This window comes from Pseudomonas sp. RIT778 (genome assembly GCF_019718735.1).
In the GTDB taxonomy this organism is placed as follows: Bacteria; Pseudomonadota; Gammaproteobacteria; order Pseudomonadales; family Pseudomonadaceae; genus Aquipseudomonas; species Aquipseudomonas aphyarum.
Genome location: NZ_JAIHBA010000011.1, coordinates 124,130 through 150,214 on the forward strand (window position 1 = coordinate 124,130; position 26,085 = coordinate 150,214).

The 26,085-nt window shown below is 60.6% G+C and carries 25 protein-coding genes; 13 read left to right on the forward strand and 12 right to left on the reverse strand.

Annotated elements, in window-relative coordinates:
• Window positions 1-204: 204 nt before the first annotated feature.
• The 6 genes from hisB to K5E37_RS08985 all read left to right on the forward strand — a co-directional run bounded on the left by hisB (window position 205) and on the right by K5E37_RS08985 (window position 4,089).
• Window positions 205-798 (forward strand): imidazoleglycerol-phosphate dehydratase HisB, encoded by a 594-nt coding sequence (gene hisB / locus K5E37_RS08960; RefSeq protein WP_221533627.1) that lies wholly within the window; start codon window positions 205-207, stop codon window positions 796-798.
• Entirely contained in the window at window positions 798-1,436 is a 639-nt protein-coding gene (hisH, locus tag K5E37_RS08965; protein WP_007952546.1) for an imidazole glycerol phosphate synthase subunit HisH, read from the forward strand. The genes hisB and hisH overlap by 1 nt, the downstream gene beginning before the upstream one ends.
• A complete protein-coding gene (locus K5E37_RS08970) occupies window positions 1,437-1,697 on the forward strand; it encodes a DUF2164 domain-containing protein (protein WP_011332018.1) in 261 nt (86 codons plus the stop codon). It abuts the gene before it with no gap.
• 42 nt (window positions 1,698-1,739) lie between these two features.
• Window positions 1,740-2,477 (forward strand): 1-(5-phosphoribosyl)-5-[(5-phosphoribosylamino)methylideneamino]imidazole-4-carboxamide isomerase, encoded by a 738-nt coding sequence (hisA, locus tag K5E37_RS08975; protein WP_003220753.1) that lies wholly within the window; start codon window positions 1,740-1,742, stop codon window positions 2,475-2,477.
• Window positions 2,478-2,486: 9 nt separating this feature from the next.
• Window positions 2,487-3,257, forward strand: a complete 771-nt coding sequence (hisF, locus tag K5E37_RS08980) for an imidazole glycerol phosphate synthase subunit HisF (protein WP_007909211.1) — start codon at window positions 2,487-2,489, stop codon at window positions 3,255-3,257.
• A gap of 76 nt (window positions 3,258-3,333) precedes the next feature.
• The gene (locus K5E37_RS08985; protein ID WP_007952542.1) at window positions 3,334-4,089 is read left to right on the forward strand and encodes an ABC transporter substrate-binding protein; all 756 of its coding nucleotides are present in this window, start codon (window positions 3,334-3,336) and stop codon (window positions 4,087-4,089) included.
• On the opposite strand, the gene K5E37_RS08990 is transcribed toward K5E37_RS08985, so the two are convergent.
• From K5E37_RS08990 to gpmI, 5 genes are all read right to left on the reverse strand, one after another.
• On the reverse strand, window positions 4,070-5,470 hold the full coding sequence (locus K5E37_RS08990) for a Vps62-related protein (protein WP_221533628.1): 1,401 nt from the start codon (window positions 5,468-5,470) through the stop codon (window positions 4,070-4,072). The genes K5E37_RS08985 and K5E37_RS08990 overlap by 20 nt on opposite strands.
• Window positions 5,471-5,576: 106 nt before the next feature.
• The gene (locus K5E37_RS08995) at window positions 5,577-6,353 is read right to left on the reverse strand and encodes a divergent polysaccharide deacetylase family protein (protein WP_045121689.1); all 777 of its coding nucleotides are present in this window, start codon (window positions 6,351-6,353) and stop codon (window positions 5,577-5,579) included.
• 2 nt (window positions 6,354-6,355) lie between these two features.
• Window positions 6,356-7,675: a S41 family peptidase gene (locus K5E37_RS09000; protein ID WP_007952532.1), complete on the reverse strand. Its 1,320-nt coding sequence runs from the start codon at window positions 7,673-7,675 to the stop codon at window positions 6,356-6,358.
• Between the two features lie 33 nt (window positions 7,676-7,708).
• A complete protein-coding gene (locus K5E37_RS09005) occupies window positions 7,709-8,995 on the reverse strand; it encodes a murein hydrolase activator EnvC (protein WP_085608654.1) in 1,287 nt (428 codons plus the stop codon).
• A gap of 136 nt (window positions 8,996-9,131) precedes the next feature.
• Window positions 9,132-10,658 carry a 2,3-bisphosphoglycerate-independent phosphoglycerate mutase gene (gene gpmI / locus K5E37_RS09010; protein WP_221533629.1) on the reverse strand — a complete coding sequence of 509 codons (1,527 nt, stop codon included), beginning with the start codon at window positions 10,656-10,658 and terminating at the stop codon, window positions 9,132-9,134.
• Window positions 10,659-10,810: 152 nt separating this feature from the next.
• Between gpmI and K5E37_RS09015 the strand changes: the two genes are divergently transcribed.
• From K5E37_RS09015 to secB, 3 genes are read left to right on the forward strand one after another with little or no spacing between them, the layout of a single operon-like run.
• Window positions 10,811-11,224: a rhodanese-like domain-containing protein gene (locus tag K5E37_RS09015; RefSeq protein WP_007952524.1), complete on the forward strand. Its 414-nt coding sequence runs from the start codon at window positions 10,811-10,813 to the stop codon at window positions 11,222-11,224.
• A gap of 1 nt (window position 11,225) precedes the next feature.
• The gene (gene grxC, locus K5E37_RS09020) at window positions 11,226-11,480 is read left to right on the forward strand and encodes a glutaredoxin 3 (protein ID WP_102687867.1); all 255 of its coding nucleotides are present in this window, start codon (window positions 11,226-11,228) and stop codon (window positions 11,478-11,480) included.
• 57 nt (window positions 11,481-11,537) lie between these two features.
• The gene (secB, locus tag K5E37_RS09025; RefSeq protein WP_007909233.1) at window positions 11,538-12,023 is read left to right on the forward strand and encodes a protein-export chaperone SecB; all 486 of its coding nucleotides are present in this window, start codon (window positions 11,538-11,540) and stop codon (window positions 12,021-12,023) included.
• A gap of 64 nt (window positions 12,024-12,087) precedes the next feature.
• On the opposite strand, the gene K5E37_RS09030 is transcribed toward secB, so the two are convergent.
• Complete coding sequence (locus K5E37_RS09030) at window positions 12,088-12,543, reverse strand: tRNA (cytidine(34)-2'-O)-methyltransferase (RefSeq protein WP_007952520.1); 456 nt, start codon at window positions 12,541-12,543, stop codon at window positions 12,088-12,090.
• Between K5E37_RS09030 and K5E37_RS09035 the strand changes: the two genes are divergently transcribed.
• Window positions 12,542-12,982: a hypothetical protein gene (locus tag K5E37_RS09035; RefSeq protein WP_085608656.1), complete on the forward strand. Its 441-nt coding sequence runs from the start codon at window positions 12,542-12,544 to the stop codon at window positions 12,980-12,982. The genes K5E37_RS09030 and K5E37_RS09035 overlap by 2 nt on opposite strands.
• A 409-nt stretch (window positions 12,983-13,391) precedes the next feature.
• On the opposite strand, the gene ntrC is transcribed toward K5E37_RS09035, so the two are convergent.
• The 5 genes from ntrC to glnA all read right to left on the reverse strand — a co-directional run bounded on the left by ntrC (window position 13,392) and on the right by glnA (window position 18,962).
• Window positions 13,392-14,828 carry a nitrogen regulation protein NR(I) gene (gene ntrC, locus K5E37_RS09040; protein WP_007952518.1) on the reverse strand — a complete coding sequence of 479 codons (1,437 nt, stop codon included), beginning with the start codon at window positions 14,826-14,828 and terminating at the stop codon, window positions 13,392-13,394.
• Complete coding sequence (gene glnL / locus K5E37_RS09045) at window positions 14,825-15,910, reverse strand: nitrogen regulation protein NR(II) (RefSeq protein WP_085608657.1); 1,086 nt, start codon at window positions 15,908-15,910, stop codon at window positions 14,825-14,827. Before glnL ends, ntrC begins: the two co-directional genes overlap by 4 nt.
• Window positions 15,911-16,140: 230 nt before the next feature.
• The gene (locus K5E37_RS09050) at window positions 16,141-16,764 is read right to left on the reverse strand and encodes a DUF4124 domain-containing protein (protein WP_221533630.1); all 624 of its coding nucleotides are present in this window, start codon (window positions 16,762-16,764) and stop codon (window positions 16,141-16,143) included.
• On the reverse strand, window positions 16,761-17,270 hold the full coding sequence (locus K5E37_RS09055; protein WP_085608659.1) for a DUF4124 domain-containing protein: 510 nt from the start codon (window positions 17,268-17,270) through the stop codon (window positions 16,761-16,763). The genes K5E37_RS09050 and K5E37_RS09055 overlap by 4 nt, the downstream gene beginning before the upstream one ends.
• A gap of 285 nt (window positions 17,271-17,555) precedes the next feature.
• Window positions 17,556-18,962, reverse strand: coding sequence for a glutamate--ammonia ligase (gene glnA, locus K5E37_RS09060; protein WP_011332032.1), 1,407 nt, complete (start codon window positions 18,960-18,962; stop codon window positions 17,556-17,558).
• Window positions 18,963-19,289: 327 nt separating this feature from the next.
• Here glnA and thiI point away from each other — a divergent pair, with 327 nt between their 5' ends.
• Both thiI and typA read left to right on the forward strand, forming a co-directional pair.
• Entirely contained in the window at window positions 19,290-20,744 is a 1,455-nt protein-coding gene (gene thiI / locus K5E37_RS09065; RefSeq protein WP_221533631.1) for a tRNA uracil 4-sulfurtransferase ThiI, read from the forward strand.
• 139 nt (window positions 20,745-20,883) lie between these two features.
• Window positions 20,884-22,704 (forward strand): translational GTPase TypA, encoded by a 1,821-nt coding sequence (gene typA / locus K5E37_RS09070; RefSeq protein ID WP_007952502.1) that lies wholly within the window; start codon window positions 20,884-20,886, stop codon window positions 22,702-22,704.
• Window positions 22,705-22,852: 148 nt separating this feature from the next.
• On the opposite strand, the gene K5E37_RS09075 is transcribed toward typA, so the two are convergent.
• Window positions 22,853-23,290, reverse strand: a complete 438-nt coding sequence (locus tag K5E37_RS09075) for a YkgJ family cysteine cluster protein (RefSeq protein ID WP_007952500.1) — start codon at window positions 23,288-23,290, stop codon at window positions 22,853-22,855.
• 258 nt (window positions 23,291-23,548) lie between these two features.
• Between K5E37_RS09075 and K5E37_RS09080 the strand changes: the two genes are divergently transcribed.
• Window positions 23,549-25,999, forward strand: a complete 2,451-nt coding sequence (locus tag K5E37_RS09080) for a glycogen/starch/alpha-glucan phosphorylase (RefSeq protein WP_007952498.1) — start codon at window positions 23,549-23,551, stop codon at window positions 25,997-25,999.
• The last annotated feature ends 86 nt before the right edge of the window (window positions 26,000-26,085 follow it).

The window sequence follows — 26,085 nt, forward strand, 5'->3', positions numbered from 1 at the left end:
ATCACTGTTGATTGACCCACTGCTTTCGCGAGCAAGCCCGCTCCCACATTTGTTTCCGGGTGCCTGTAATGGCTTGTATGGACATGTCTACCCGCGACAGTCGGGGCTTCTATCCGTCTGCCATATCACCTCTCGTGTTTCTGTTTCGGCCCCGCGCCCCTATAATGGCTGCCTTTTTCGCCCAATGATTTTGCGGAGCTGGTGATGGCCGAACGTAAGGCGTCTGTCGAGCGCGACACTCTGGAAACCCAGATCAAAGCCTCGATCAACCTTGATGGCACCGGAAAGGCCCGATTCAATGTCGGTGTTCCTTTTCTTGAGCACATGCTGGATCAGATCGCCCGTCACGGGTTGATCGACCTGGATATCGAATGCAAGGGCGATCTGCATATCGACGACCACCATACGGTGGAAGACGTCGGTATCACCCTCGGCCAGGCCTTCGCGCAAGCCATTGGCGACAAGAAAGGCATCCGTCGCTATGGCCACGCCTACGTGCCGCTCGATGAAGCGCTGTCGCGCGTGGTGATCGACTTCTCCGGCCGCCCAGGCCTGCAGATGCACGTGCCGTACACCCGCGCCACCGTTGGCGGCTTCGACGTCGACCTGTTCCAGGAATTCTTCCAGGGCTTCGTCAACCACGCGCTGGTCAGCCTGCACATCGACAACCTGCGCGGCACCAACACCCACCACCAGATCGAAACCGTGTTCAAGGCATTCGGCCGCGCGCTGCGCATGGCCGTCGAGCTGGATGACCGCATGGCCGGCCAGATGCCTTCGACCAAGGGCGTCCTGTAATGCAGACGGTTGCAGTTATCGATTACGGCATGGGCAACCTGCACTCGGTGGCCAAGGCCCTTGAGCACGTCGGTGCCGGCAAGGTGCTGATCACCAGCGATGCGGCAGTGATCCGCGAAGCCGACCGTGTGGTTTTCCCAGGCGTCGGCGCGATTCGCGATTGCATGGCGGAGATCCGTCGCCTCGGTTTCGATTCGCTGGTGCGTGAAGTCAGCCAGGATCGTCCGTTCCTCGGCATCTGCGTCGGCATGCAAGCCTTGCTCGACAGCAGCGAAGAGAACGACGGCGTTGACTGCATCGGCCTGTTCCCGGGCGCGGTGAAGTTCTTCGGCAAAGACCTGCATGAAGACGGCGAACACCTGAAAGTCCCGCACATGGGCTGGAACGAAGTGAAGCAGGCGGTGGATCACCCGCTGTGGCACAACATTCCGGACCTGGCGCGTTTCTACTTCGTGCACAGCTACTACATCGCCGCCGGCAACCCGCGGCAGGTGGTTGGCAGCGGTCATTACGGCGTCGATTTCGCCGCGGCGCTGGCCGAAGGTTCGCGTTTCGCCGTGCAGTTTCACCCGGAGAAGAGCCATACCCATGGCCTGCAATTGCTGCAGAACTTCGCTGCGTGGGACGGTCGCTGGTAAATGGCCGTCAAGAAATCCAAGCCGCCGATCCTGACCCTCACTCCCGAGCAGGAGAGCGAGGCCAACCGCAAGATTCAGCGGTTCATGGAGGATCGTTTCGAACTGGACCTGGGTTCGTTCGAGGCGGCGGAAATTCTTGAGCTGTTTACCCGCGAAATTGCTCCGCACTATTACAACAGGGCGATTTTCGATGTGCAGACCCACCTCAAGGAGCGGTTTGAAAGCATCGAAAGCGACCTGTGGGCGCTCGAGAAAAACTGATTTCCGAGCCAAGCTGAACATTCAAATTTGAAGGTTTGCCAGATGCTGATTATTCCCGCTATCGATCTTAAAGACGGTGCCTGCGTACGTCTGCGCCAGGGCCGCATGGAAGATTCCACAGTGTTCTCCGATGACCCGGTGAGCATGGCTGCCAAGTGGGTGGAGGGCGGTTGCCGCCGTCTGCATCTGGTCGACCTGAACGGCGCTTTCGAAGGCCAGCCGGTCAACGGCGAAGTGGTGACCGCGATCGCCAAGCGCTACCCGACCCTGCCGATCCAGATCGGCGGCGGCATCCGTTCGCTGGAAACCATCGAGCACTACGTCAAGGCGGGCGTCAGCTACGTGATCATCGGCACCAAAGCGGTGAAGGATCCGGCGTTCGTCGCTGAAGCCTGCCGCGCGTTCCCGGGCAAGATCATCGTCGGTCTGGATGCCAAAGACGGTTTCGTCGCCACCGATGGCTGGGCTGAAATCAGCACCGTGCAGGTCATCGACCTGGCCAAGCAATTTGAAGCCGACGGCGTGTCCTCGATCGTTTATACCGACATCGCCAAAGACGGCATGATGCAGGGCTGCAACGTTCCGTTCACCGCTGCGCTGGCTGCTGCCACCAAGATCCCGGTGATCGCTTCCGGCGGCATTCACAACCTGGGTGACATCAAGTCGCTGCTCGACGCCAAGGCGCCGGGCATCATCGGCGCCATCACCGGCCGGGCGATCTACGAAGGCACTCTCGACGTCGCCGAAGCGCAAGCTTTCTGCGACTCGTACCAAGGCTGAGGACTGACCATGGCGCTGGCCAAACGCATCATCCCTTGCCTGGACGTGGACAACGGCCGGGTCGTCAAAGGTGTGAAGTTCGAGAACATCCGTGACGCCGGTGACCCGGTGGAAATCGCCCGTCGCTACGACGAACAGGGTGCCGACGAGATTACCTTTCTCGACATCACCGCCAGCGTCGATGGCCGTGACACCACGCTGCACACCGTCGAGCGCATGGCCAGCCAGGTGTTCATCCCGCTGACCGTCGGCGGTGGCGTGCGTACCGTGCAGGACATCCGCAACCTGCTCAATGCCGGTGCGGACAAGGTGTCGATCAACACCGCTGCCGTGTTCAACCCGGAATTCGTCGGCGAAGCGGCGCAGCATTTCGGCTCGCAATGCATCGTCGTCGCCATCGACGCGAAGAAGGTCTCCGGCCCGGGCGAAACCCCGCGCTGGGAAATCTTCACCCACGGCGGTCGCAAGCCGACCGGCCTCGACGCGGTCGAGTGGGCGAAGAAAATGGAAGGCCTGGGTGCCGGTGAAATCCTCCTGACCAGCATGGATCAGGACGGCATGAAAAACGGTTTCGACCTCGGCGTGACCCGCGCCATCAGCGATGCGCTGGGCATTCCGGTGATCGCCTCCGGCGGCGTCGGCAACCTGCAGCATCTGGCTGACGGCATCCTTGAAGGTCACGCCAGCGCGGTGCTGGCGGCGAGTATTTTCCACTTCGGCGAATACACCGTTCAGGAAGCCAAGGCCTACATGGCCAAACGCGGCATCGTAATGCGTTAAACATCCATACAGGCCAGTGGACAGCATGGCGTACCCAAGGCACTCTTGGGCACGCCATGGATTTCGGTAGCCCGACATGATCAAACGCCTGCTTCTCGCCCTCGCCAGTGCCTCCGTGTTGTTGATCAACACCGGCCACGCCGAAGAAAGTCCCGACACCGATCTGGTGCTCCTCACCGAAAACTTCCCGCCGTACAACATGGCGAAGAACGGCAAGAATTTCGCCCAGGATGAAAACATCAACGGCATCGCCACGGACATCGTGCGCGAGATGTTCAAGCGTGCCGGCATCACTTACAGCCTGACCCTGCGTTTCCCATGGGAGCGGGTCTACAAGCTGGCGCTGGAGAATCCCGGTTACGGTGCGTTCGTCATGGCACGCCTGCCGGATCGCGAAAAGCTCTTCAAGTGGGTCGGCCCGATCGGCCCGGACGACTGGGTCATGCTGGCCAAGGCCGACAGCAAGATCACTCTCGAAACCCTCAATGACGCGCGCAAGTACAAGATCGGCGCCTACAAGGGCGATGCGATTGCCGAGACGTTGACCAAGCAGGGTCTGAAGCCGGTGGTGGTGCTGCGCGATCAGGACAACGCTAAAAAACTCGTCAGCGGCCAGATCGATCTGTGGGCCACCGGCGATCCTGCCGGCCGTTATCTGGCGCGGCAGGATGGCGTGACCGGGTTGAAAACCGTCCTGCGCTTCAACAGCGCCGAACTGTATCTGGCACTGAACAAAGACGTGCCGGACGAAGCCGTTGCCAAGCTTCAGGCGGCGCTCGATCAGATGCGCAAGGACGGTGTGGTGGACGAGATCATGGGGCGGTATCTGTAACTATCGCTGATCCTGTCGTTGGTTGCGGATCCGCCTTGGGCTCCGCAGCCGGCAGCTTTTCAGGTTCCTGTTCGGGCGCAACGGCTGTCTGTTTCTCGAGTTCCTTCTTCGTGTCCTTTGCCGGCTCCAGCTCGGCGGGGTAATCCGCCAGATGCAGGCTATCCATATCGGTAAAGCTGAGGCGGCCCTCCACTTGTGAGCCATCTTCGCGAAGTAATCGGTAGTCGCTTTGCATCAGATACACCGCGGCGAACCGGTTTTTTCCAACCAGCGCAATAACTTCTGCCTCCGAGGAATTCACCCATTCATAGGGTGCCGATCCGGTGTTGCAGAAGCTGTCGCCCAGCCTGGCTGAGCAGGTGATGGCCGACTGAAGCGCAGACATTGCCGAAGACCATTGGTTGCCGATGTCGAGACCTGTATTGCGGGTGAACGTGCGCACCATCTCGAATGACTGGGCTCGGCTGGCTCTCCACCTGAAAGGGCGATGCATGTCAGAGCTGTTCCGGCCTTCGCCGACGAGCAAGTAGTGATCAGTTCTTTCCAGGCGGTAAAACGGTGAAGTCTTCAGCTGTACGAGGCTTGGCATCAGCGGGTCGCTGACGGCGAACCACGGCAATCTGACAACCTGTGTGATCCTGGATGGCGTCAGGGCGGCGGAGGCATCGTGCCCGGTCAGTACGGGAGCCGCCGGTGGAGTCTGGACCTGAAGCGGAATCGGCATCCGCAAGGCGTATGCGGTGATGGGCGCTGCAGGTTTGCTGTAGCCGTTAGCGCCGATAAAGGTGCCGGGGGCAAAGTAGATCTCCCCGGCGGGGGCGCTCGGGGGGGAGACGGTCCAGGTGCTGAAGTCGCGGTCGGCTCCGCTGCCCTTGTCGCTCCAGATCAGGGTGCTGGCACTTGAGGCTACCACCAGGTCGGCGCGTACACAGCGAACGGCGTTGAAGGACGGTTTGCTGCTGTCGTTGGAACATACCAGCCCGAGTGCCACATGACCTTCGGGTGGGATCGGCCGCCAGATAGAACAGTCACCGTTGGCCCGCGAGCCGGTATCGCTCCAGACCCATTGATAGTCATTGGGCCTGCTCAGTGCCGGGCCTTTGCCGGCCTCGGCATTTTGCAAGTCTCCTTCACGGACAACGGCCATTACCCGTTTTTCGTTGATGTTGTCCCGTCCGGAGATAACGAGGTCGCCCAAGGGGAAATAGCCGGGCAGCAGGTCGGGAGCCGGAGTGGGGCGCCAAAAGCTGCCGGGTTTTGACTTTGAGCCTGTGTTGTCCCAGATCCTGTGAAATTCGGTGGTGAAATTGATCAGCAGGTTTTCAACCGCTATGGGCTCCATTTGCCGAGTCGGTGATATGAGATGGGTTTGGGTGTCCATGATTGATCCTGAATAGAGAAAACGGCACGGTGGCCGCGACGGGTCTCAATATCCGGGTCTGGAGGTGGCGTCCTGCGGTATCTATTTATTGCTTGGTGACAACTTGTTACCGGTAAACGCCGTCTTTGCCATGAGCGGCTGTCGCACGATTACTGCGTACGCTGATCATTTGCTTGATGTCGATCCACTCGATGCCCTGAGCCTTCAACTTCGGCAACTCACGCTCCAGCACAGCCAGAGTCTGTGGATACGGATGGCCGATCATCACGGCCGAACCCTGTTTGTGCGCCAGGCTGATCGCCGTCTGCAACTGCGTCAGGATCGCTGCTTCGGTGCGTTCGTCATCGAGAAACACATCCCGCGAAACGCTCGCCAGATCGATTTTCTGCGCCTGTTGCGCAGCGACGGTCTGGGCGCTGGTGCGGCTGTCGACGAAGAACTTGTGGCGGCGCTGCAACTCGCCCATCAACCACGCCATCGCCACTGGTTGTGCAGTCATGCGACTGCCCATGTGGTTGTTGATGCCGGCGGTGTAGGGGACCATTTTGAACGCAGCGTTCAGGCGTTTTTCGAGTTCTTCGATGGGCAGTTCGGGATGCCAGGCGAACGGGCCGGTGGCCGGGTCCATCGGCATGTGCAGGATCACGACCTTGCCGGCGCGATGGGCTTCGCGGGCGAATTCGGTGGCGTGCGGGGTGTCGGGCATGATCGCTGTGGTCACCGGCCCGGGGAGGGCCAGCACGCGGCGATCCCGGGGCAGGTTTTGCCCCAGGTCGTCGATGATCAGCGTCAGGTAGGCTTTTTGAGGTGTTGGTCTGGCTGGTTCCGCGTGAGCAGCACCCGCCAGACAGCACAGCAGGACAAAGACGAAACGCAAAGACATCCTCAGCGGCCGGACGTGATGCTCAGGCCTTTGAGCAGGCTCAGGGCCTGGGCCAGCTGGTAATCGTCATCCTGCGGCATCGCCTTGGCCTTGCCGCCGGAACCGGTCGGTTTGTCCGCGCCGCCGTTGCCGTTGCCCAGGTGGCCTTGCAGATCGGCTTCCTTGAAGTAGTCGTTGTCCGCCTCGTTGGTGATCTTGGCACGGCGTACTTCGATGTCCGGAACGATGCCCTGGGCCTGGATCGAGCGGCCGTTCGGCGTGAAGTACAAAGCGGTGGTGATCTTCAGTGCGCGGTCGTTGTTCAGCGGCAGCACGGTCTGCACCGAGCCCTTGCCGAAACTGGTGGTGCCCATGACCACGGCGCGTTTCTGGTCCTGCAAGGCGCCGGCGACGATTTCCGAGGCCGAGGCACTGCCACCGTTGATCAGCACAACCATTGGCACCGCTTCGCTCTCGTCCTTGCCGGTGGCGGAGAAGCGCAGTTCGGAATTGGCGATCCGGCCCTTGGTGTAGACGATCAAGCCTTTGGTGATGAAGTGGTCGACCACTTCCACCGCCGCCTGCAATACGCCGCCCGGGTTGTTGCGCAGGTCGAGGATGATGCCGTTGAGCTTCTTGCCGTTGTCCTTGCGCAGCTTGGCCAGGGCCTTGGAGACCTCTTCGCCGGTCTTGACCTGGAACTGGGTGATGCGGATCAGGCCATAACCCGATTCCAGCAGTTGCGCCTTGACGCTCTTCACCTGAATCACGGCGCGAGCGAGGGTTACGTCGAACGGCGTACCACCGTCACGCACCAGGGTCAGGGTGATCTTCTGGCCGATCTTGCCGCGCATCTTGTCCACGGCTTCGGTCATGGTCTGGCCACGGGTCGGCGCGCCGTTGATCTTGACGATGAAGTCGCCGGCCTGGATGCCGGCCTTCGATGCTGGCGTATCGTCGATCGGCGACACGACCTTGATGAAGCCGTCTTCGGCGCCGACTTCGATGCCCAGGCCGCCGAATTCACCGCTGGTGCTTTCCTGCAACTCGGTGAAGTCTTCAGGGCCGAGGTAGGCGGAGTGTGGATCGAGGTTGCTGAGCATGCCCTTGATCGCGTTTTCCAGCAGGGTCTTGTCGTCCACCGGCTCGACATAGGCCGCCTTGATCCGGTCCATGACCTCGGCAAAGGTGCGCAGCTCTTCCAGCGGCAACGGTGCCTTGCTGGTGGCGGCAGTACCTGCCGGAGCGACAGCCGGGGCCGGTTGAGCGGCAAACGCCAGAGGCGCGCCGATCACCAGGGCGATCGTCAGGGCCAGCGAGGTAAGACGGGACAAATGCAGCATGTCGAACGAACTCCTAATATCGGTAACTCACGCCTATCCTTGCGCGCGGCACCATTGCGCCGGATCACTCGGGTGACCCTGCTGACGAATTGCGAAATACAGCGCTGGTGTGTCCTGGCCACCACTGTTACCCACAGTGGAGATGGACTCACCGGCTTTTACCACGTCACCTGCCGACTTCAGTAGCGTCTGGTTGTGACCGTAAAGACTCAGAAAACCGTTGCCGTGATCGAGGATCACCAGCAGCCCGGCACCACGCAGCCAGTCGGCAAACACCACGCGCCCGCCGTGTACGGCATGCACCTGGCTGCCGGCGGAGGCGCTGATCATCACGCCGTCCCACTTGGTACGGGCATCGTCACCACGGGTTTCACCGAAGCGTGCCAGCAGTCGACCATCAACCGGCCATGGAAGTTTTCCCCGACTTGAAGCAAAAGGGCCACCGAAGGTCTCGCCGCCGCTGGACACCAGGGCGCCGGGAGTCGATCTGACCGGTTTGCGTGGGGCGTCGGTGTTTTCCGCCTCGGCCTCACGCAAGCGCTTTTTTTCGGCTTCCTGCTGGGCGATGAGCGCTTTCTGTCGCGCTTCTTCTGCCTCACGAGCCTGGCGGGCCAGGGTTTCTTCAATGGTTTTAAGGACTTTAGACAGGTCTGCCTGATCCTGCTCGCGGGCGGCCAGTTTCTGGTCCCGGGCTTTCACGTCGTCATTGAGTTTGGCAAGGGCCTGCTGGCGTTCCTTGCGGACCTTGTCGAGCGCTTCACGCTGAGTTTCGAGATCGCTTTGCTGCACCAGCAATTGCGCCTGCTGCAAGCCGATGTCCTTCTCGACATTGGCCAGTTGACGCAGGGTTTCGTTGAAGCTTTTCAACTGCTCCAGGCGAGCCTGGCTCAGGTAGTCGTAATAGGTGAGGGTGCGGGCGAATTTCTCGGGATTCTGCTGGTTGAGCAGCAGCTTGAGGTATTCCTGGCGACCGTTCTGGTAGGCGGCGCGGGCCTGGATGGCGATCAGTCGCTGCTGTTCAGTGCGCGCGCTCTGGAGTTTTTTTTTCTCCGCATCGAGCCGCTGCAGCTCGGATTCGCTCTTCTTCAGCTCTTTCTGCAGGGCTTCGACCTGTTTCTCGAGCTTGCCCATCTCGGTTTCGGTGCCCTTGAGCTCCTTTTGCACGCCGGATTTTTCTTCCTGGAGCTTGCCCAGCAGTTTTTTCAGCTCGGCAATGTCCTGGCGCGTGGCGTCCAGTTGCTGTTGGGTTTGCGCGCGCTCATCCGCGAAGGCCGGTTGGAGCAGGCATGTCAGAGCGAGGGCGATCAGGACGCGAAGCATAGAGGCGGGCGGCACCAGGGTAAGGGACGGCCTAGTATGCCCGCCCGACGCGGCAAAAAAAACGCCTCAAAGCCAACTGCTTTGAGGCGTTCGTCATAAAAAGCCGTTTCAGGCTGATTACAGGGCGTTTTTGATATCAGACCAGAATCGAAGTGCCAGTCATTTCCGCCGGTTTTTCCAGACCCAGCAGTTTCAGCATGGTCGGCGCCACGTCCGCCAGTACGCCGCCTTCGCGGACTTTCAGGTCGCGCTTGCCGACATAAATGAACGGCACCGGCTCGGTGGTATGCGCGGTGTGCGCTTGCCCGGTGGATTCGTCGGCCATCTGCTCGACGTTGCCGTGGTCGGCGGTGATCAACGCTTCGCCGCCGACTTTTTCCAGGGCCTCGACGATACGACCCACGCAGGTGTCCAGGCATTCCACGGCTTTCACCGCGGCTTCGAACACGCCGCTATGGCCGACCATGTCGCCGTTGGCGTAGTTGACCACGATCACGTCGTAGCGCTGGTTCTCGATGGCTTCGACGATGCGGTCGGTGACTTCCGGCGCACTCATTTCCGGCTGCAAGTCATAGGTGGCGACTTTCGGCGACGGGATCAGGATGCGCTCTTCGCCCGGGAACGGTTCTTCACGACCGCCGGAGAAGAAGAAGGTCACGTGGGCGTATTTCTCGGTTTCGGCGATGCGCAGCTGGGTCTTGCCGTTTTTCGCCAAATAGTCGCCGAGCACGTTTTCCAGGCTGCCCGGCGCGAAGGCGGCGGGGGCCGGGATGCTGGCGGCGTATTGGGTCAGGCCCACGTACTGCACTTTTGGCTGGCGTGCGCGCTCGAATTCCTTGAAGCCGTCTTCGACAAACACGCGGCTCAGCTCGCGGGCACGGTCGGCGCGGAAGTTCATGAACACCACGGCGTCGCCATCTTCGACTTTCACCGGCTCACCGATGCTGGTGGCTTTGACGAATTCGTCGCTCTCGCCACGGGCGTAAGCGGCCTCCAGACCTTCCTGGGCGGTGGCGGCGTTGAATTCGCCGTTGCCATCAACGATCAGGTTGTAGGCCTGGGACACTCGGTCCCAACGGTTGTCACGATCCATGGCGAAGTAGCGGCCGATCAGGCTGGCGATGCGGCCCTTGCCGAGCGCCTGGAAGGTCGCGTCGAGCAGTTCGATCGACGAGGCGGCGCTTTTCGGCGGGGTGTCACGGCCGTCGAGGAAGGCGTGCAAGTAGATCTTTTCGGCGCCGCGCTTGAAGGCCAGTTCGGCCATGGCGATCAGGTGATCCTGGTGGCTGTGCACGCCGCCATCCGACAGCAGGCCCATGAAATGCACGGCCTTGCCGGCGGCCACGGCCTTGTCCACGGCGTCGCAGATGGTCGGGTTCTCGAAGAACTCGCCGTCGCGGATCGCTTTGGTCACGCGCGTGAAGTCCTGATACACCACGCGCCCGGCGCCGAGGTTCATGTGGCCGACTTCGGAGTTGCCCATCTGGCCGTCCGGCAGGCCGACGTCCATGCCGCTGCCCGAGATCAAGCCGTTCGGCACGGTGGCCCACAGGCGATCCAGCACAGGCTTTTTGGCCGCATAGACGGCGTTGGATTCGGGGCTGTCGCTGTGACCGAAGCCGTCGAGAATCATCAGGACCAAAGGTTTAGGCGTGGTAGTCATGGAATCCACTCGTGGCTAATAAGAAGAGGGCGATGGAAAAGGGAGTTGGAGTTTAAAGCGAAGTTCCGGCGGCGTCACCGCCGGACGGGGTTTGGCCGACCATAGTGGCTGTGTATACTGGCCGACATTTTAACGCCCTGGAACCTCCTTCGATGGTTGCTCACCTGATTGAATTTGCCACTAACCACTACATTCTTGTCGGTATCTTCGTCGTACTGCTGGCTTTGCTGCTGGCGCATACGGTGCAGGGCGGCGGTAAAAGCCTGAGCACGGGCGAGCTGACCGCACTGGTCAACAAGGAAGCCGGCGTGGTGGTGGATATCCGTCCGAGCAAGGACTACGCCGCCGGTCACATCGTTGGCGCGGTGAACATTCCCCAGGACAAACTGGCCGCCCGTATCGGCGAGCTGGAAAAACACAAGGCCAAGACCATCATTCTGGTCGACGCCCTGGGCCAGACCGCCGGCACCCACGCCCGCGAGCTGATGAAAGCCGGCTTCACTGCCGCCAAGCTGTCCGGCGGGATTTCCAGCTGGAAAGGCGACAACCTGCCGTTGGTGAAGTGACATGAGCGATGTCATCGTCTACTCCAGCGATTACTGCCCTTACTGCTCGCGCGCCAAGTACCTGCTCGCGAACAAAGGCGTGGCCTTCGAAGAGATCAAGGTCGATGGCAAGCCGCAGGTGCGCGCCGCCATGGCCCAGAAGGCCGGACGCACGTCCGTGCCGCAGATCTGGATCGGCGACACCCACGTCGGCGGATGTGATGATTTGTTTGCCCTGGAGCGCGCCGGCAAGCTCGACGCGCTGCTCAAGGCCTGAACTGCTGCACCTGCAAACCAAGAACCCTAAAAGACCCAAGATCAGAAAGGATCTGAGATGACTGACCAACAGAACACTGCAGCCAGCGAAGAAGAAACCGCACCGCAATTCTCCTTGCAGCGCATCTACGTACGCGACCTGTCCTTCGAAGCCCCGAAAAGCCCGGCGATCTTCCGCCAGCAGTGGGATCCGGCGGTCGCTCTGGATCTGAACACCCGCCAGAAAGCCCTGGAAGGTGATTTCTACGAAGTCGTGCTGACCCTGTCCGTGACCGTGAAAAACGGTGAAGAAGTGGCCTTCATCGCTGAAGTGCAACAGGCCGGCATCTTCCTGATAAAGAACCTGGACGCGGCTTCGATGAGCCACACCCTGGGTGCGTTCTGTCCGAACATCCTGTTCCCGTACGCTCGCGAAACCCTGGACAGCCTGGTGACCCGCGGTTCGTTCCCGGCCCTGATGCTGGCCCCGGTGAACTTCGACGCCCTGTACGCGCAAGAGCTGCAGCGCATGCAGGAGTCCGGCGAGACCCCGACCGTTCAGTAAGCGGTCGATCGCCCAAGAAAAAAGCGCCGTTACAGGCGCTTTTTTCTTGGGCGATCGAGTGGCATTACTTGAAGTCGTTCTGCCGCCACGCTTCGTACACGGCGACTGCCACAGTATTGGACAAGTTCAGGCTGCGGCAGCCTTCGCGCATCGGCAGGCGCAGGCGCTGTTCGCCGGGCAGGGCGTCGAGCACTTCCGGCGGCAGGCCACGGCTTTCCGGGCCGAAGATGAACGCATCCCCCGGGACGAACGCGGCATCGTGAAACGGCCGCGAACCCTTGGTGGTGAAGGCGAACAGCCGTGGATGACCGAGGCTTTCCAGGCAGCTGGCGAGGTCGGCATGGCGCTGCAAAGTGGCATACTCGTGGTAGTCGAGACCGGCGCGGCGCAGGCGTTTGTCGTCCATCTCGAAACCCAGCGGTTCGATCAAATGCAGGTGGCAGCCGCTGTTGGCGCACAGCCTGATAACGTTGCCGGTGTTCGGCGGAATTTCCGGTTGAAAAAGGATGACGTGAAACATGCACGGCTCCGAAGGTAAAGATGACGCGCATTCTACGCCGCAAGCGGATCCGCGTTCGAAACTATTCCCGCGGGTGATGGCATCGCTGGCGATCGTCGGTGTGATGGTCGGGATGATGATCGGCCGTTTGACCACGCCTGACCCAACCGTCTTGCAGCAGGTCGAGGTGATCGATGGCGGTCTGGCGGTCTGGTTCAACAACGAGCCGAAGCTGCACGGCGAGATCGTCGATGGCAGCCTCGCGTTGCTGTTCGAGGCTGAAGGCAAGGCGCAGAAAGGTCAGCTCAAGTTCAACGGCAAGGACGTGAACTGGCGGACGCGGCTGAGTGACGGGGGATTGTTACTGACGCTGGTGGCGGCGCGGCCGCTGCAAGGCGACTGGGTTGGCCAGGCGGTCGATGACCGCTGGCGGCTGGAGATCCATCTCCGGGAGCAATAAAAGAGGGAATCCCCGGCCTGCCTGTACCAAGGTTCCCGAAACGGGCGGGCTCATCGCATCGCGTTCTGAGCCGGTGTAAAGAAGGAACCCCTGACCTGCCTGTATCAAGGGCCCCAAAAGGGTGGACTCGATGAGTCCGGTGTAAAGAGGGGAATCCCCGGCCTGCCTGTACCAAGGCCCCCGAAAGGGTGGGTGAATCGAATCACCTGATGGAGTTATTGCAGGGGGCGTGCCAGTTTTTCTCGTTTTGAAACAAAAAGCCCGACACAACGACGAAGGCCCCGTAATACGGGGCCTTCGTCTTTTTACAGGTTGGGATTTTCAGCGGTTTACAGTGCAAGCCTGGGCCAATGACCGTGCCCGATTAAGGGTCACGGTGCCTTGCGGCGGTGCAGGTTGGCGCTGAATCTCAGCCTTCATCGCCCTCATCGTCATCCCCGCCATCGACCTTCATGCCGAGTTCCTTGATCTTGCGGGTCAAGGTGTTGCGGCCCCAGCCCAGCAGGACCGCAGCGTCACGACGACGTCCGGCGGTGTGCTTCAACGCGGTCTCGATCATGATCCGCTCGAACGCCGGCACCGCGCTGTCGAGCAGGCTCGACTGACCGCGCGCCAAGGCTTGATCGGCCCACTGGCGCAGTGCCTGTTCCCAGTTAGTCACTGGCGCCGAGTCCTGCGGCAGGCTCAGCAGTTCCGGCGGCAGGTCGCTGATGTGCACCTCGCGCCCGGACGCCATCACGGTGATCCAGCGGCAGGTGTTTTCCAGTTGGCGCACGTTGCCCGGCCACGGCAGGTTCTTCAGGTATTCCTCGGTCTCGCTTTTCAGCAGCTTCGGCTCCACCGCCAGTTCTTGCGCGGCGCGGCTGAGGAAGTGCTTGGCCAGGGTCGGGATGTCTTCGCGACGGTCCGACAGACGCGGGATGTGGATGCGGATCACGTTGAGGCGGTGGAACAAGTCCTCACGGAATTTCCCGGCGTGAACCAGGGTTTCCAGATTCTGGTGCGTCGCGGCGATGATCCGCACATCGACCTTGACCGGCACATGCCCGCCGACGCGATAAAACTCGCCATCGGCCAGCACCCGCAGCAGTCGGGTCTGGGTGTCCGCCGGCATGTCGCCGATTTCATCGAGGAAAAGCGTGCCGCCATCGGCCTGTTCGAAACGGCCGCGACGCAGGTTGGCCGCGCCGGTGAACGCGCCTTTCTCGTGGCCGAACAGCTCGGATTCCATCAGGTCTTTTGGGATCGCCGCCATGTTCAGCGCGATGAACGGCGAAGCCGCTCTTGGGCTGTGGCGGTGCAGGGCGTGGGCCACCAGTTCTTTGCCGGTGCCGGATTCGCCGTTGATCAGCACGGTGATGTTGGAGTGGCTCAAGCGCCCGATGGCACGAAACACTTCCTGCATCGCCGGCGCTTCGCCGATGATTTCCGGGGTGCGGGTCAGGGTCGGTGCGACTTCCAGGCCCTGTTGTTCCTGGGCGTGCTGATTGGCGCGCTTGACCAGCGACACCGCTTCGTCGACATCGAACGGCTTGGGCAGGTATTCGAACGCGCCGCCCTGATAGGAGGCGACAGCGCTGTCCAGATCGGAGTGAGCGGTCATGATGATCACGGGCAGCCGCGGGTGCTGCTCGCGGATCCGCGCCAACAGGTCCAAGCCGCTGGCACCGGGCATGCGGATATCGGAGATGATCACGTCCGGCTGCTGGCGCGCGAGGCGGCTCATCACGCCATCGGCACTGTCGAAGCTCTGGGTGGTCATGCCTTCCTGTTGCAGGGCTTTTTCGAGAACCCAACGGATAGAACGGTCGTCATCGACGATCCACACGGTTTCACTACGGCTCATGTCGATGTGGCTCCTTGTTCCAGTGGCAGAAAGATCGAAAACGTGGTGTGGCCGGGGTGGCTGTCACACTCGATCAAGCCCTGGTGCTGGCTGATGATGTTCTGGGTGATGGCCAGGCCCAGCCCGGTACCGTCCGGACGGCCGCTGACCATGGGAAAGAAGATGGTTTCCTGGAGTTCCGCCGGGATGCCCGGGCCGTTGTCGATGATCTCGATCTTGGTCACCAGACGATGGCGGACGTGGCCGATGGTGAACTGGCGCATAGCGCGGGTGCGCAGGCTGATGCGGCCCAGGCGCAGCTCGTTCTGGCTGCTGATGGCCTGCATCGCGTTGCGCACGATGTTCAACACCGCCTGAATCATTTGTTCGCGGTCGATCAGAACGTCGGGAATGCTCGGGTCGTAATCGCGCACCAGCGTGATGCAGCCCTGGCTTTCGGCCTCGACCAGGTGGCAGACACGCTCCAGCACTTCGTGGACATTGCACAGGGCCAGCGACGGCAGTTTGTTCGAACCGAGCATGCGGTCGACCAGATTGCGCAGGCGGTCGGCCTCTTCGATGATCACGTTGGTGTAGTCGCGCAGGCTGTCTTCCGGCAGTTCCCGGGCCAGCAGTTGCGCGGCGCCACGAATGCCGCCCAGCGGATTCTTGATCTCGTGGGCCAGGCCGCGCACCAGCATCTTGCTGGTTTCCTGCTTCGACAACTGGGCCTCTTCCTTGGTGATGCGCAACAGGCGGTCACGGGGATGGACTTCCAGCAGCAGCAGAGTCGCGCCGTTGCTGAGGATCGGCGTCACCGCGTAATCCACGGTCAGGGTCTGGCCGGTGAGAGCGGTGAGCATCGCTTCGCGCTTGGTGAACGGGTGCGCCTGCTCCACCGCCTGGCGCAACGAGTTGAGCGCCTCGGTGGACTCGGTGAACAGCTCGCTGATGAACTGCCCATGGCTGCGCTGCCCGCTGATGGCCAGCAGCATCTCCGCCGCCGGGTTCATGTACTCGAGGCGCAATTCGCTGTCGAGCAGGATGGTGGCGGTGGTCAGGTTGTCGAGTAGCAAGCGATGCAGTGCGTCACTGATGGTCATGAGGACCTCTTTTGGAGCATGGCGCGCGCAGGGATACAGCGCTGATGCGAGGAAAATGCAAAAACCAAACCAAGGCTCCGAAAAGAAGCGTTCAACCCCTGAAACGGGCGTTTGACGCTCGTTTGCGTGGCAGCCGAACCGCTCTGGCGGGTACTTTCGAACCAAAATGGGTTGGAATGTGAGTACGGTGCAGCGTATTGCACCAATATAGTGCGCAAAGCTGAACGGCGTCAGAAGAAACGCAGGAAAGGATTTTTCGGTTCTGCGGGTTTGTCTTTCAATGGGCATTCCGGGCGCACGCCATAGTCGGCGCTGACGCACGGTTTGACCTGACGTTTCTGCGCCAGGGAAATGCGCTGCATGTGGAACGGCTGGCTGGCGGTTTTCTCCACGGTTCGGCCCTGAGCATCGAGGATCTCCACCGACAGGTTGTGGCTGCCGCGATCGATGTTGCTCAGCGGGAATACCGGGCTCAGGCCGGGTTCGCCGACGGCCTGGCCATCCAGCAGCAGCCGATACAGATGACCTCGTTGCAGGCCCGGCTCGCTGGTGACGCTGACGATCAGCTCGCCGGCGCTGCTGCGAATGGTCGCGTCCGGCTCGGGGATCAGCACGCGCAGCATGTCGTAGTGGAACAGCGGCGACTCTGCTGATTTTTTCGAAGGCGTGACCGGTGTAGCGGCGGTCGGATTCGAGGCCATGCGGTTGCTTGTGGCCAGCGGCACACGCTTGGCGTTGCCATGCGGTTGATCGGTGTAGACGCGATTGCCCTGTGCGTCGATGTAAGTGAACACCTCGGCCGATGCGCCAAACGCGATCAGCAACAGGCATAGGGCAATCAATCCCCGCATCATGGCTTGTGTACCCGCTGCACGGTGAACACCACCGCCGGACTCTGCTGAATGATCGCCTCGCCATTGATCACCTGCACCGCCAGCCTATGCTCGCCCCGGTCGACGTTCACCAGTTGCAGGATCGGCACATTGCTCGGCTGGCCATAAGGCGCGTCGTCCAGCAGCAGACGCAATTGATGCGGCGGTTGCAGGCGCGGCTTGATCAACACGCTGACCGTGAACGTGCCGTTGTTGGCGCGCAGGGCCTCTTCGGTGGGCACGCCGGTCAGCTCCAGCACTTCATAGGCATTTCGCGCAGGCTCGCGGCTGGTGGTGTCTGAAGAGGGCGCGCTCGGTGCCTGAGGCTGGACGCTGTTGAGCGGCGGCAACTCCACCGGCTGCGCCTGCACGCCGTCCGGCGCATGATCGCTGTACACCGTGTTGCCGCTGGCGTCGGTGTACTTGTAGATCTGCGCGGCAGAGGGCAGGGCGATCAGCAGCAGAATATAGAGAAGGGTGCGACCCATGAAATCGACCGGAAACGAAAACGATGGGTTGCAGCATAGGCCAGTCGCGGCGGTTGGCCCAACTCGCTGCACATCCAGAAATGTATTCAAGCACCACAAGTCCCTGTGGGAGCGGGCTTGCTCGCGAAAGCGGCGGATCATTGGAGGTGATGCTGACTGATACGACGCCTTCGCGAGCAAGCCCGCTCCCACTGTGTGGTGCATCGCCAACGAATTCCGGCCAATAAAAAAGGCCTCCCGAAGGAGGCCTCTTTCTGTCACGCCGCGTAGCGCGGCGCTACCGGATCAGCAGCTGTAGTACAGCTCATATTCCAGTGGGTGTACGAAGGTGCGGACCTTGATTTCTTCTTCGGATTTCAGCGCGATGTAAGCGTCGATGAAGTCGTCGGAGAACACGCCGCCCTTGGTCAGGAACGCACGGCCCTTGTCCAGCTCTTCCAGGGCTTCTTTCAGGCTGCCGCAAACTTGCGGGATCTCTTTCGCCTCTTCAGGCGGCAGGTCGTACAGGTTTTTGTCAGCTGCGTCGCCTGGGTGGATCTTGTTCTGGATACCGTCCAGACCGGCCATCAGCAGTGCTGCGAAAGCCAGGTACGGGTTGGCAGCCGGATCCGGGAAGCGGGCTTCGATACGACGGCCTTTAGGGCTGTTGACGTAAGGAATACGGATCGAGGCGGAACGGTTGCGAGCCGAGTAGGCCAGCATTACCGGCGCTTCGAAGCCTGGCACCAGACGCTTGTAGGAGTTGGTGGCCGGGTTGGTGAAGCCGTTCAGGGCCTTACCGTGCTTGATGATGCCGCCGATGAAGTACAGGGCGGTGTCGGACAGGCCGGCATAACCCTCACCTGCGAAGGTGTTCTTGCCATCTTTGGAGATGGACATGTGAACGTGCATGCCCGAACCGTTATCGCCGTACAGCGGCTTCGGCATGAAGGTCGCGGTGCGGCCGTAAGCGTCGGCAACGTTGTGCACAACGTATTTCAGGGTCTGGGTTTCGTCGGCTTTCTTCACCAGGGTGTTGAACTTGACGCCGATTTCGTTCTGGCCGGCAGTTGCCACTTCGTGGTGGTGAACTTCAACGGTCAGGCCCATTTCTTCCAGTGCGTTGCACATGGAGGTACGGATTTCGTGGTCGTGGTCGAACGGCGGGACCGGGAAGTAGCCACCTTTCACGCCTGGACGGTGGCCTTTGTTGCCGCCTTCCACGTCCTGGTCGGACATCCACGAGCCTTGCTCGGAGTAGATCTTGAACATGGAGCCGGAGATGTCGGACTTGAACTTCACTTCGTCGAAGATGAAGAACTCAGGCTCTGGACCGGCGAATACGGTGTCACCGATACCGGTGGTCTTCAGGTATTCCTCGGCGCGGCGGGCGATGGCGCGCGGGTCGCGATCGTAACCTTGCATGGTCGAAGGTTCGATGATGTCGCAGACCAGGATCAGGGTCGGCTCTTCGGTGAACGGGTCCAGAACGGCGGTTTCGTCGTCCGGCAGCAGGATCATGTCGGAGGCTTCGATGCCTTTCCAGCCAGCGATGGAGGAACCGTCGAACATCTTGCCAACTTCGAAGAAGTCGTCTTCCAGCGCATCGCGAGCCGGCATGGTCACGTGGTGCTGAGTGCCTTTGGTGTCCGTGAAGCGCAGATCAATCCACTTGACGTCATGATCTTTGATGAGTTGAACCGACTTCGACATAGTGTCCTCCGGGTGAATTAGGGCGGGTAGTGGATGCCCTTAATAGTGGTGATGCCGGCGCGAATACTCTGCCAAGGCAACCTGCCTCACAAGGGAGCAAATTGCATGCCAGTGCCCCAGCATGGGTTTTTTGCCCCAAATTCACGCTTCTAAAGGTCGAAAGCGCCTTAAAGGCGAAAATCTCGCCCTTTAATGTAGCGCTCAAATCGAAAAATGACCCGTTTTGGTGCGTGCAAAACCTTCTGCACATTAACTGGTTAAACCTTGAGCAATTTCCGCTATAATCCGCGCCCCCCTTTTTCGGCTGGCCCTGCGCGCGCTGTTTTCATGAAACTAATCGTAAAAGTCTTCCCCGAGATCACCATCAAAAGCCGACCTGTCCGGACGAAATTCATCCGCCAGTTGGCCAAGAACATCCGCACCGTGCTCCGCGACCTGGACCCGGCCGTGGTGGTGAACGGTGTGTGGGACAATCTCGAGCTGGAAACCCGCGTCACCGACCCCAAGGCCCTGAAAGAGATGGGCGAACGCCTGACCTGCATGCCGGGCATCGCGCACTTTCTGCAGATCGACGAGTACCCGCTGGGTGACTTCGACGACATCACCGAGAAGTGCAAGCAGCACTACGGCGATGCGCTGACCGGGAAGATCTTTTCGGTGCGCTGCAAGCGTGCGGGCAAGCATGCGTTCAGCTCGATGGACGTCGAAAAATACGTCGGCAGCAAGCTGCGCCGTGAGTGCGGTGCCGCCGGAATCGACCTGAAACAGCCGGAAATCGAAGTCCGCATCGAAGTTCGCGACAAACGGTTGTTCGTGATCCACAGCCAGCACAATGGCATCGGCGGCTACCCGCTCGGTGCGCTGGAGCAGACGCTGGTATTGATGTCCGGCGGTTTTGACTCGACGGTTGCCGCGTACCAGATCCTTCGTCGCGGCCTGATGACGCACTTCTGCTTCTTCAATCTGGGCGGTCGTGCCCACGAATTGGGCGTAATGGAAGTCGCGCATTTCATCTGGAAGAAGTACGGCAGCTCGCAACGCGTGCTATTTGTCAGTGTTCCGTTCGAAGAAGTCTTGGGCGAAATTCTCGGCAAGGTCGACGACAGTCATATGGGCGTCGTATTGAAGCGTATGATGTTGCGCGCAGCGTCGAGCATTGCCGAACGCCTGCACATCGATGCGCTGGTCACCGGCGAAGCGATTTCCCAGGTGTCGAGCCAGACGTTGCCGAACCTGTCAGTCATCGATTGCGTCACCGACAAGCTGGTGCTGCGACCGCTGATCGTCGCCCACAAGCAGGACATCATCGACACGGCCGCCCAGATCGGTACCGGTGATTTCGCCCGGCACATGCCGGAATACTGCGGCGTCATCTCGGTCAACCCGAAGACCGCCGCCAAGCGTGGCCGGGTCGAGCACGAAGAGCAGGAATTCGACATGGCGGTGCTCGAGCGTGCGCTCGCAAACGCCAGACTGGTGCCGATCGATCGGGTGATCGACGAATTGGGCCAGGATTTGCAGATCGAAGAAGTCAGCGAAGCGCTGGCCGGTCAGATCGTCATCGACATCCGCCACCCGGATGCCGCCGAGGATGACCCGCTGGAGCTCGCCAGCATAGAGGTACAGACGATGCCGTTCTACGCAGTGAACGCTCGTTTCAAGGAACTGGACCCTACTCGCCAGTACCTGCTGTATTGCGACAAAGGCGTGATGAGTCGCCTGCATGCCCACCATTTGCTCAGTGAGGGGCATGCCAATGTGCGCGTTTATCGACCGAGCTAAGTGCCCGGGGCTGTTTGCCTGTGGCCTGCGTCACCGGCCCCCCGACACCGCCGTCAAGCTGTAACGGCCATGCCGGACACTACTGTCAATCGCTGCCAAGACTTGTCAGCAAACCGAATCCTCTGATCGAGATACACAAGTGATCGAAAATCTACGCAACATCGCCATCATTGCCCACGTTGACCATGGTAAGACCACCCTGGTAGACAAACTCCTGCGTCAATCCGGCACTCTGGAGCGCAACGAGCTCAACGACGAGCGCGTGATGGACTCCAACGACCAGGAAAAAGAGCGCGGCATTACCATTCTGGCGAAAAACACCGCCATCAACTGGAACGGCTACCACATCAACATCGTGGACACCCCGGGCCACGCCGACTTCGGCGGCGAAGTTGAGCGCGTAATGTCCATGGTTGACTCCGTGCTGCTGCTGGTCGATGCCCAAGACGGCCCTATGCCGCAAACCCGTTTCGTGACCAAGAAGGCTTTCGAAGCCGGCCTGCGTCCAATCGTGGTCATCAACAAGGTTGACCGTCCGGGCGCGCGTCCTGACTGGGTTCTGGACCAGATCTTCGATCTGTTCGACAACCTGGGCGCTACCGAAGAACAACTGGACTTCCAGGTTGTTTACGCTTCGGCCCTGAACGGCATCGCCGGTCTGGACCACACCGCCATGGGCGAAGACATGACCGCGCTGTACCAGGCGGTAGTCGACCACGTTCCGCCTCCGGCTGTTGACCGTGACGGTCCGTTCCAGATGCAGATCTCCGCTCTGGACTACAACAGCTTCCTGGGTGTTATCGGTGTTGGCCGTATCGCTCGTGGTCGCGTCAAGCCGAACACCCCGGTTGTCGCTATCAGCGCCGACGGCAAGCGCCGCAACGGTCGTATCCTGAAGCTGATGGGTCACCACGGTCTGCACCGCGTTGACGTTGAAGAAGCTGCAGCTGGCGACATCGTCTGCATCAGCGGTTTCGACGAGCTGTTCATCTCCGACACCCTGTGCGACATCAACAATGTCGAGGCGATGAAGCCTCTGACCGTTGACGAGCCAACCGTTTCCATGACCTTCCAGGTAAATGACTCGCCATTCTGCGGTAAAGAAGGCAAGTTCGTGACCTCCCGTAACATCAAGGATCGTCTGGACAAAGAGCTGCTGTACAACGTTGCACTGCGCGTTGAAGAAGGCGACTCGGCTGACAAGTTCAAGGTATCCGGCCGTGGTGAGCTGCACCTCTCGGTACTGATCGAAACCATGCGTCGCGAAGGCTTCGAGCTGGCCCTGGGCCGTCCTGAAGTGATCATCCGTGAAGTTGACGGCGTGAAGCAGGAACCGTTCGAAAACGTAACCATCGACATCCCTGAAGAATCCCAGGGCAAGGTCATGGAAGAAATGGGTCTGCGTAAAGGCGACCTGAGCAACATGGTGCCGGATGGCAAAGGCCGTGTTCGTCTGGAATACAACATCCCTGCTCGCGGTCTGATCGGTTTCCGTAACCAGTTCCTGACCCTGACCAACGGTGCTGGCATCCTGACCTCGATCTTCGACCGTTACGCTCCAGTGAAGTCGGGCCACATGTCCGGCCGTCAGAACGGCGTTCTGGTTTCGGTTGAAACCGGCAAGGCACTGACCTACTCCCTGGAAACCCTGCAGGCTCGTGGCAAGCTGTTCGTGGAACACGGCCAGGAGATCTACAACGGTCAAATCGTTGGTCAGAACTCCCGCGACAACGACCTGGGTGTGAACCCGACCAAAGGCAAGAAGCTCGACAACATGCGTGCTTCGGGTAAAGACGAAACCATCGCTCTGGTCCCACCTGTTCGCTTCACACTGGAACAGGCTCTGGAATACATCCAGGAAGACGAGCTGTGCGAAGTTACTCCTAAGTCCATCCGTCTTCGCAAGAAGATCCTGGACGAAAGCGAGCGTACCCGCGCTGCCAAGAAAGCCAAGGCATAAGATTTAGCCAAGGCTGAAAAAAACGCCCCCGGTCGAGAGGCCGGGGGCGTTTTTGTTTGTCCGGGATTTGAATATCGCGTTCGGCGTCTGGGACGCGGAGCGTCCCGGGCTGCGTTCCCACGCAGAGCGTGGGAACGATCAAGCGGGATCAGAACCGCTCGATCGACCGCGAATTCTGCACCCGCTCCACTTCCTTCGGCTTGTACGCGCAATAGCCCGGGCGCGGGCCGATCTTCGGGTGGTTGCGGCAGGTGTCCGGGCGCTTGTCATAAATGGTGCACAGGCGGCTCTTACGATCCAGGTAGTAGCAATCGTTGTTGCTCATGCGCTGCAGGGTGAAGATCCCCGACTTCTGGTTGAAGCGCTCGACCAGACCTTCCTTTTGCAGACGCTTGGCGATGTTCTTCGGCGGGTCACCCAGTTCGAACTCGTCGACCACACCGATGCGCACCAGATCCTTGATCTTGACCTCGACCGGCAGCGTGCAGCAGCTGGAAACGCACGAGCCGCACATCGGGGCCGAATATTTGGCCCAGGTATCGAGACGGTCGATCTCGGCTGCGGCGATCAGGTTGGGCTTCATCATCGGTGTTTACCAGGCGTGTGCATCAGGGCGCGCGATCATACCGGGACTGGTGGATTTTTGAACAACCTTTCGCCAGATTTTTTCTTCATGCACCCGCATCGTCCGACAATTCGGCACGGCCCCTGCATTCATTGAGGCATTCGCCAGAGTATTGCCGGTCGATCTCACACTCTCGGTAAAAACTGCCGAACCAGAGCCCTTACCGTCGGTCAGACCGTCTAGGCTCTGACAACTCCCCGCTCGCTCGAGGTCCTATCGATGACTCAAGAACCACTAGTTCGCGAAGCAGAGGTGGCCGCATTCCGCGACGCCGTCCTGACCAAACTCACCTACGCGGTGGGCAAAGACCCGGATCACGCCTTCGACCATGACTGGTTCGAAGCCATTGCCCTGGCGGCGCGCGATCACATGGTCGAGCACTGGATGGACCACACCCGGCAGATCTACCGCAAAGGCCAGAAGCGGGTGTATTACCTCTCGCTGGAATTTCTCATCGGCCGTTTGCTGTACGACAGCCTGAGCAACCTCGGTCTGCTGGACGTTGCCCGTGAAGCGCTGACCGAACTGGGCGTCGATCTGGAGCGCATCCGCATCCTCGAGCCGGATGCGGCGCTGGGCAACGGTGGTCTCGGACGGCTGGCGGCGTGCTTCATGGAAAGCATGTCGACCCTCGGCATCGCCGGCCACGGCTACGGCATTCGTTATGAGCACGGGTTGTTTCGCCAGGCCATCGTCGATGGCTGGCAACAGGAGCAGACCGAGCACTGGCTGGATTTCGGCAACCCCTGGGAGTTCGAGCGGCCAGAGGTGGTCTATCCGATCGGCTTTGGCGGCAGCGTCGAGACCGTCACCGACGCCAGCGGCAAGTCCCGGCAAGTCTGGCACCCGGCGGAAACCGTCCGGGCGATTGCTTACGACACTCCGGTGGTCGGCTGGCGCGGCGCGAGCGTCAACACCCTGCGCTTGTGGCGGGCGCGAGCCATGGAGGATCTGCACCTGGAGCGCTTCAACGCCGGTGACCACCTGGGCGCCGTCGCCGAAGTGGCCCGGGCCGAAAGTATCTCCCGCGTGCTCTACCCGGCGGACAGCACCGAAGCCGGGCAGGAACTGCGCCTGCGTCAGGAATACTTCTTCGTCGCCGCCTCGCTTCAGGATTTGCTGCGCCGTCATCGCAACATGCACACCTCGGTGCTGACCCTCGGCGATCACGCGGCGATCCAGCTCAACGACACGCACCCCTCGATCGCTGTTGCCGAACTGATGCGCCAACTGGTCGATGTCTACGACGTGGCCTGGGACGCGGCGTGGCAAGTCACCGTCGATACGCTGTCGTACACCAACCACACGCTGCTGCCCGAAGCGCTGGAAACCTGGCCGGTGGGGCTGATGGAACGCATGCTGCCGCGGCACATGCAGATCATTTACCTGATCAACGCCCAGCACATCGATTCGCTGCGGGCCAAGGGCATTCACGATTTCGACGTGCTGCGCGCGGTGTCGCTGATCGAGGAAGACAACGGCCGCCGGGTTCGCATGGGCAACCTCGCGTTCCTTGGTTCCCACAGCGTCAACGGCGTGTCCGGGCTGCACACGCAGCTGATGCGCAAAACCGTGTTCGCCGAACTGCACAAGCTGTATCCGGAGCGGATCAACAACAAGACCAACGGCATCACCTTCCGCCGCTGGCTGTACCAGGCCAACCCGGAACTGACGTCGATGCTGGTCGATTCCCTCGGCGCGGATGTTCTGGATAACCCCGAACAGCGTCTGCTCGATCTTGAGCCGTTCGCCGAAAAACCAGCCTTCCGCAAAGCCTTCGCCGAGCAGCGGCTGCACAGCAAAAAGGCCCTCGCTTACCTGATCCATGAACGGCTGGGGATCGCGGTCAATCCGGCGGCGATGTTCGACGTGCAGGTCAAACGGATTCACGAATACAAACGTCAGTTGCTCAACCTGATGCATACGGTCGCGCTGTATCAGGCGATCCGTGCCGAGCCGGAAATCGACTGGGTGCCGCGGGTGAAAATCTTCGCCGGCAAAGCGGCGGCCAGTTATCACCAGGCCAAGCTGATCATCAAACTGACCAACGACATCGCCCGGGTGGTGAACAACGACCCGACCGTACGCGGCCTGCTGAAAGTGGTGTTCCTGCCCAACTACAACGTCAGTCTGGCGGAAAGCATCATTCCGGCGGCGGACTTGTCGGAGCAGATCTCCACCGCCGGTTTCGAGGCCTCGGGCACCAGCAACATGAAGTTCGGCCTGAACGGCGCGCTGACCATCGGCACCCTCGATGGCGCAAACGTCGAGATGTGCGAAAACATCGGCGCCGAGCACATGTTCATCTTCGGTCTCAGCGCCCAGCAGGTCGAGGCGCGCAAGCAGAATCACGAGTTCAGCGCCTTGCCGGACATCGCTGCGTCCCACCGTTTGAACGATGTGTTGCAGGCGATCCGCAGCGGGGTGTTCTCGCCGGATGACACGTCGCGCTACACCGGGCTGATCGATTCGCTGGTGGATTACGACCGGTTCTTCGTCTGCGCCGATTTCGACTCCTATTGGGATGCGCAGATGCGTGTCGATGCGCATTGGCACGACGCCAACAACTGGTGGCGCTCGGCGGTACTGAACACCTCGCGCATGGGCTGGTTCTCCTCCGACCGGACGATCCGCGAGTACGCCACGGATATCTGGAAGGCACTGGAGTAACTTTTAGCGACAAATGTGCGCCCGGCCCCACGATTGTTGGGCCGGGCCGATATACTGAGCGTTGGTTCCGCCCCGCCACGGGGCTG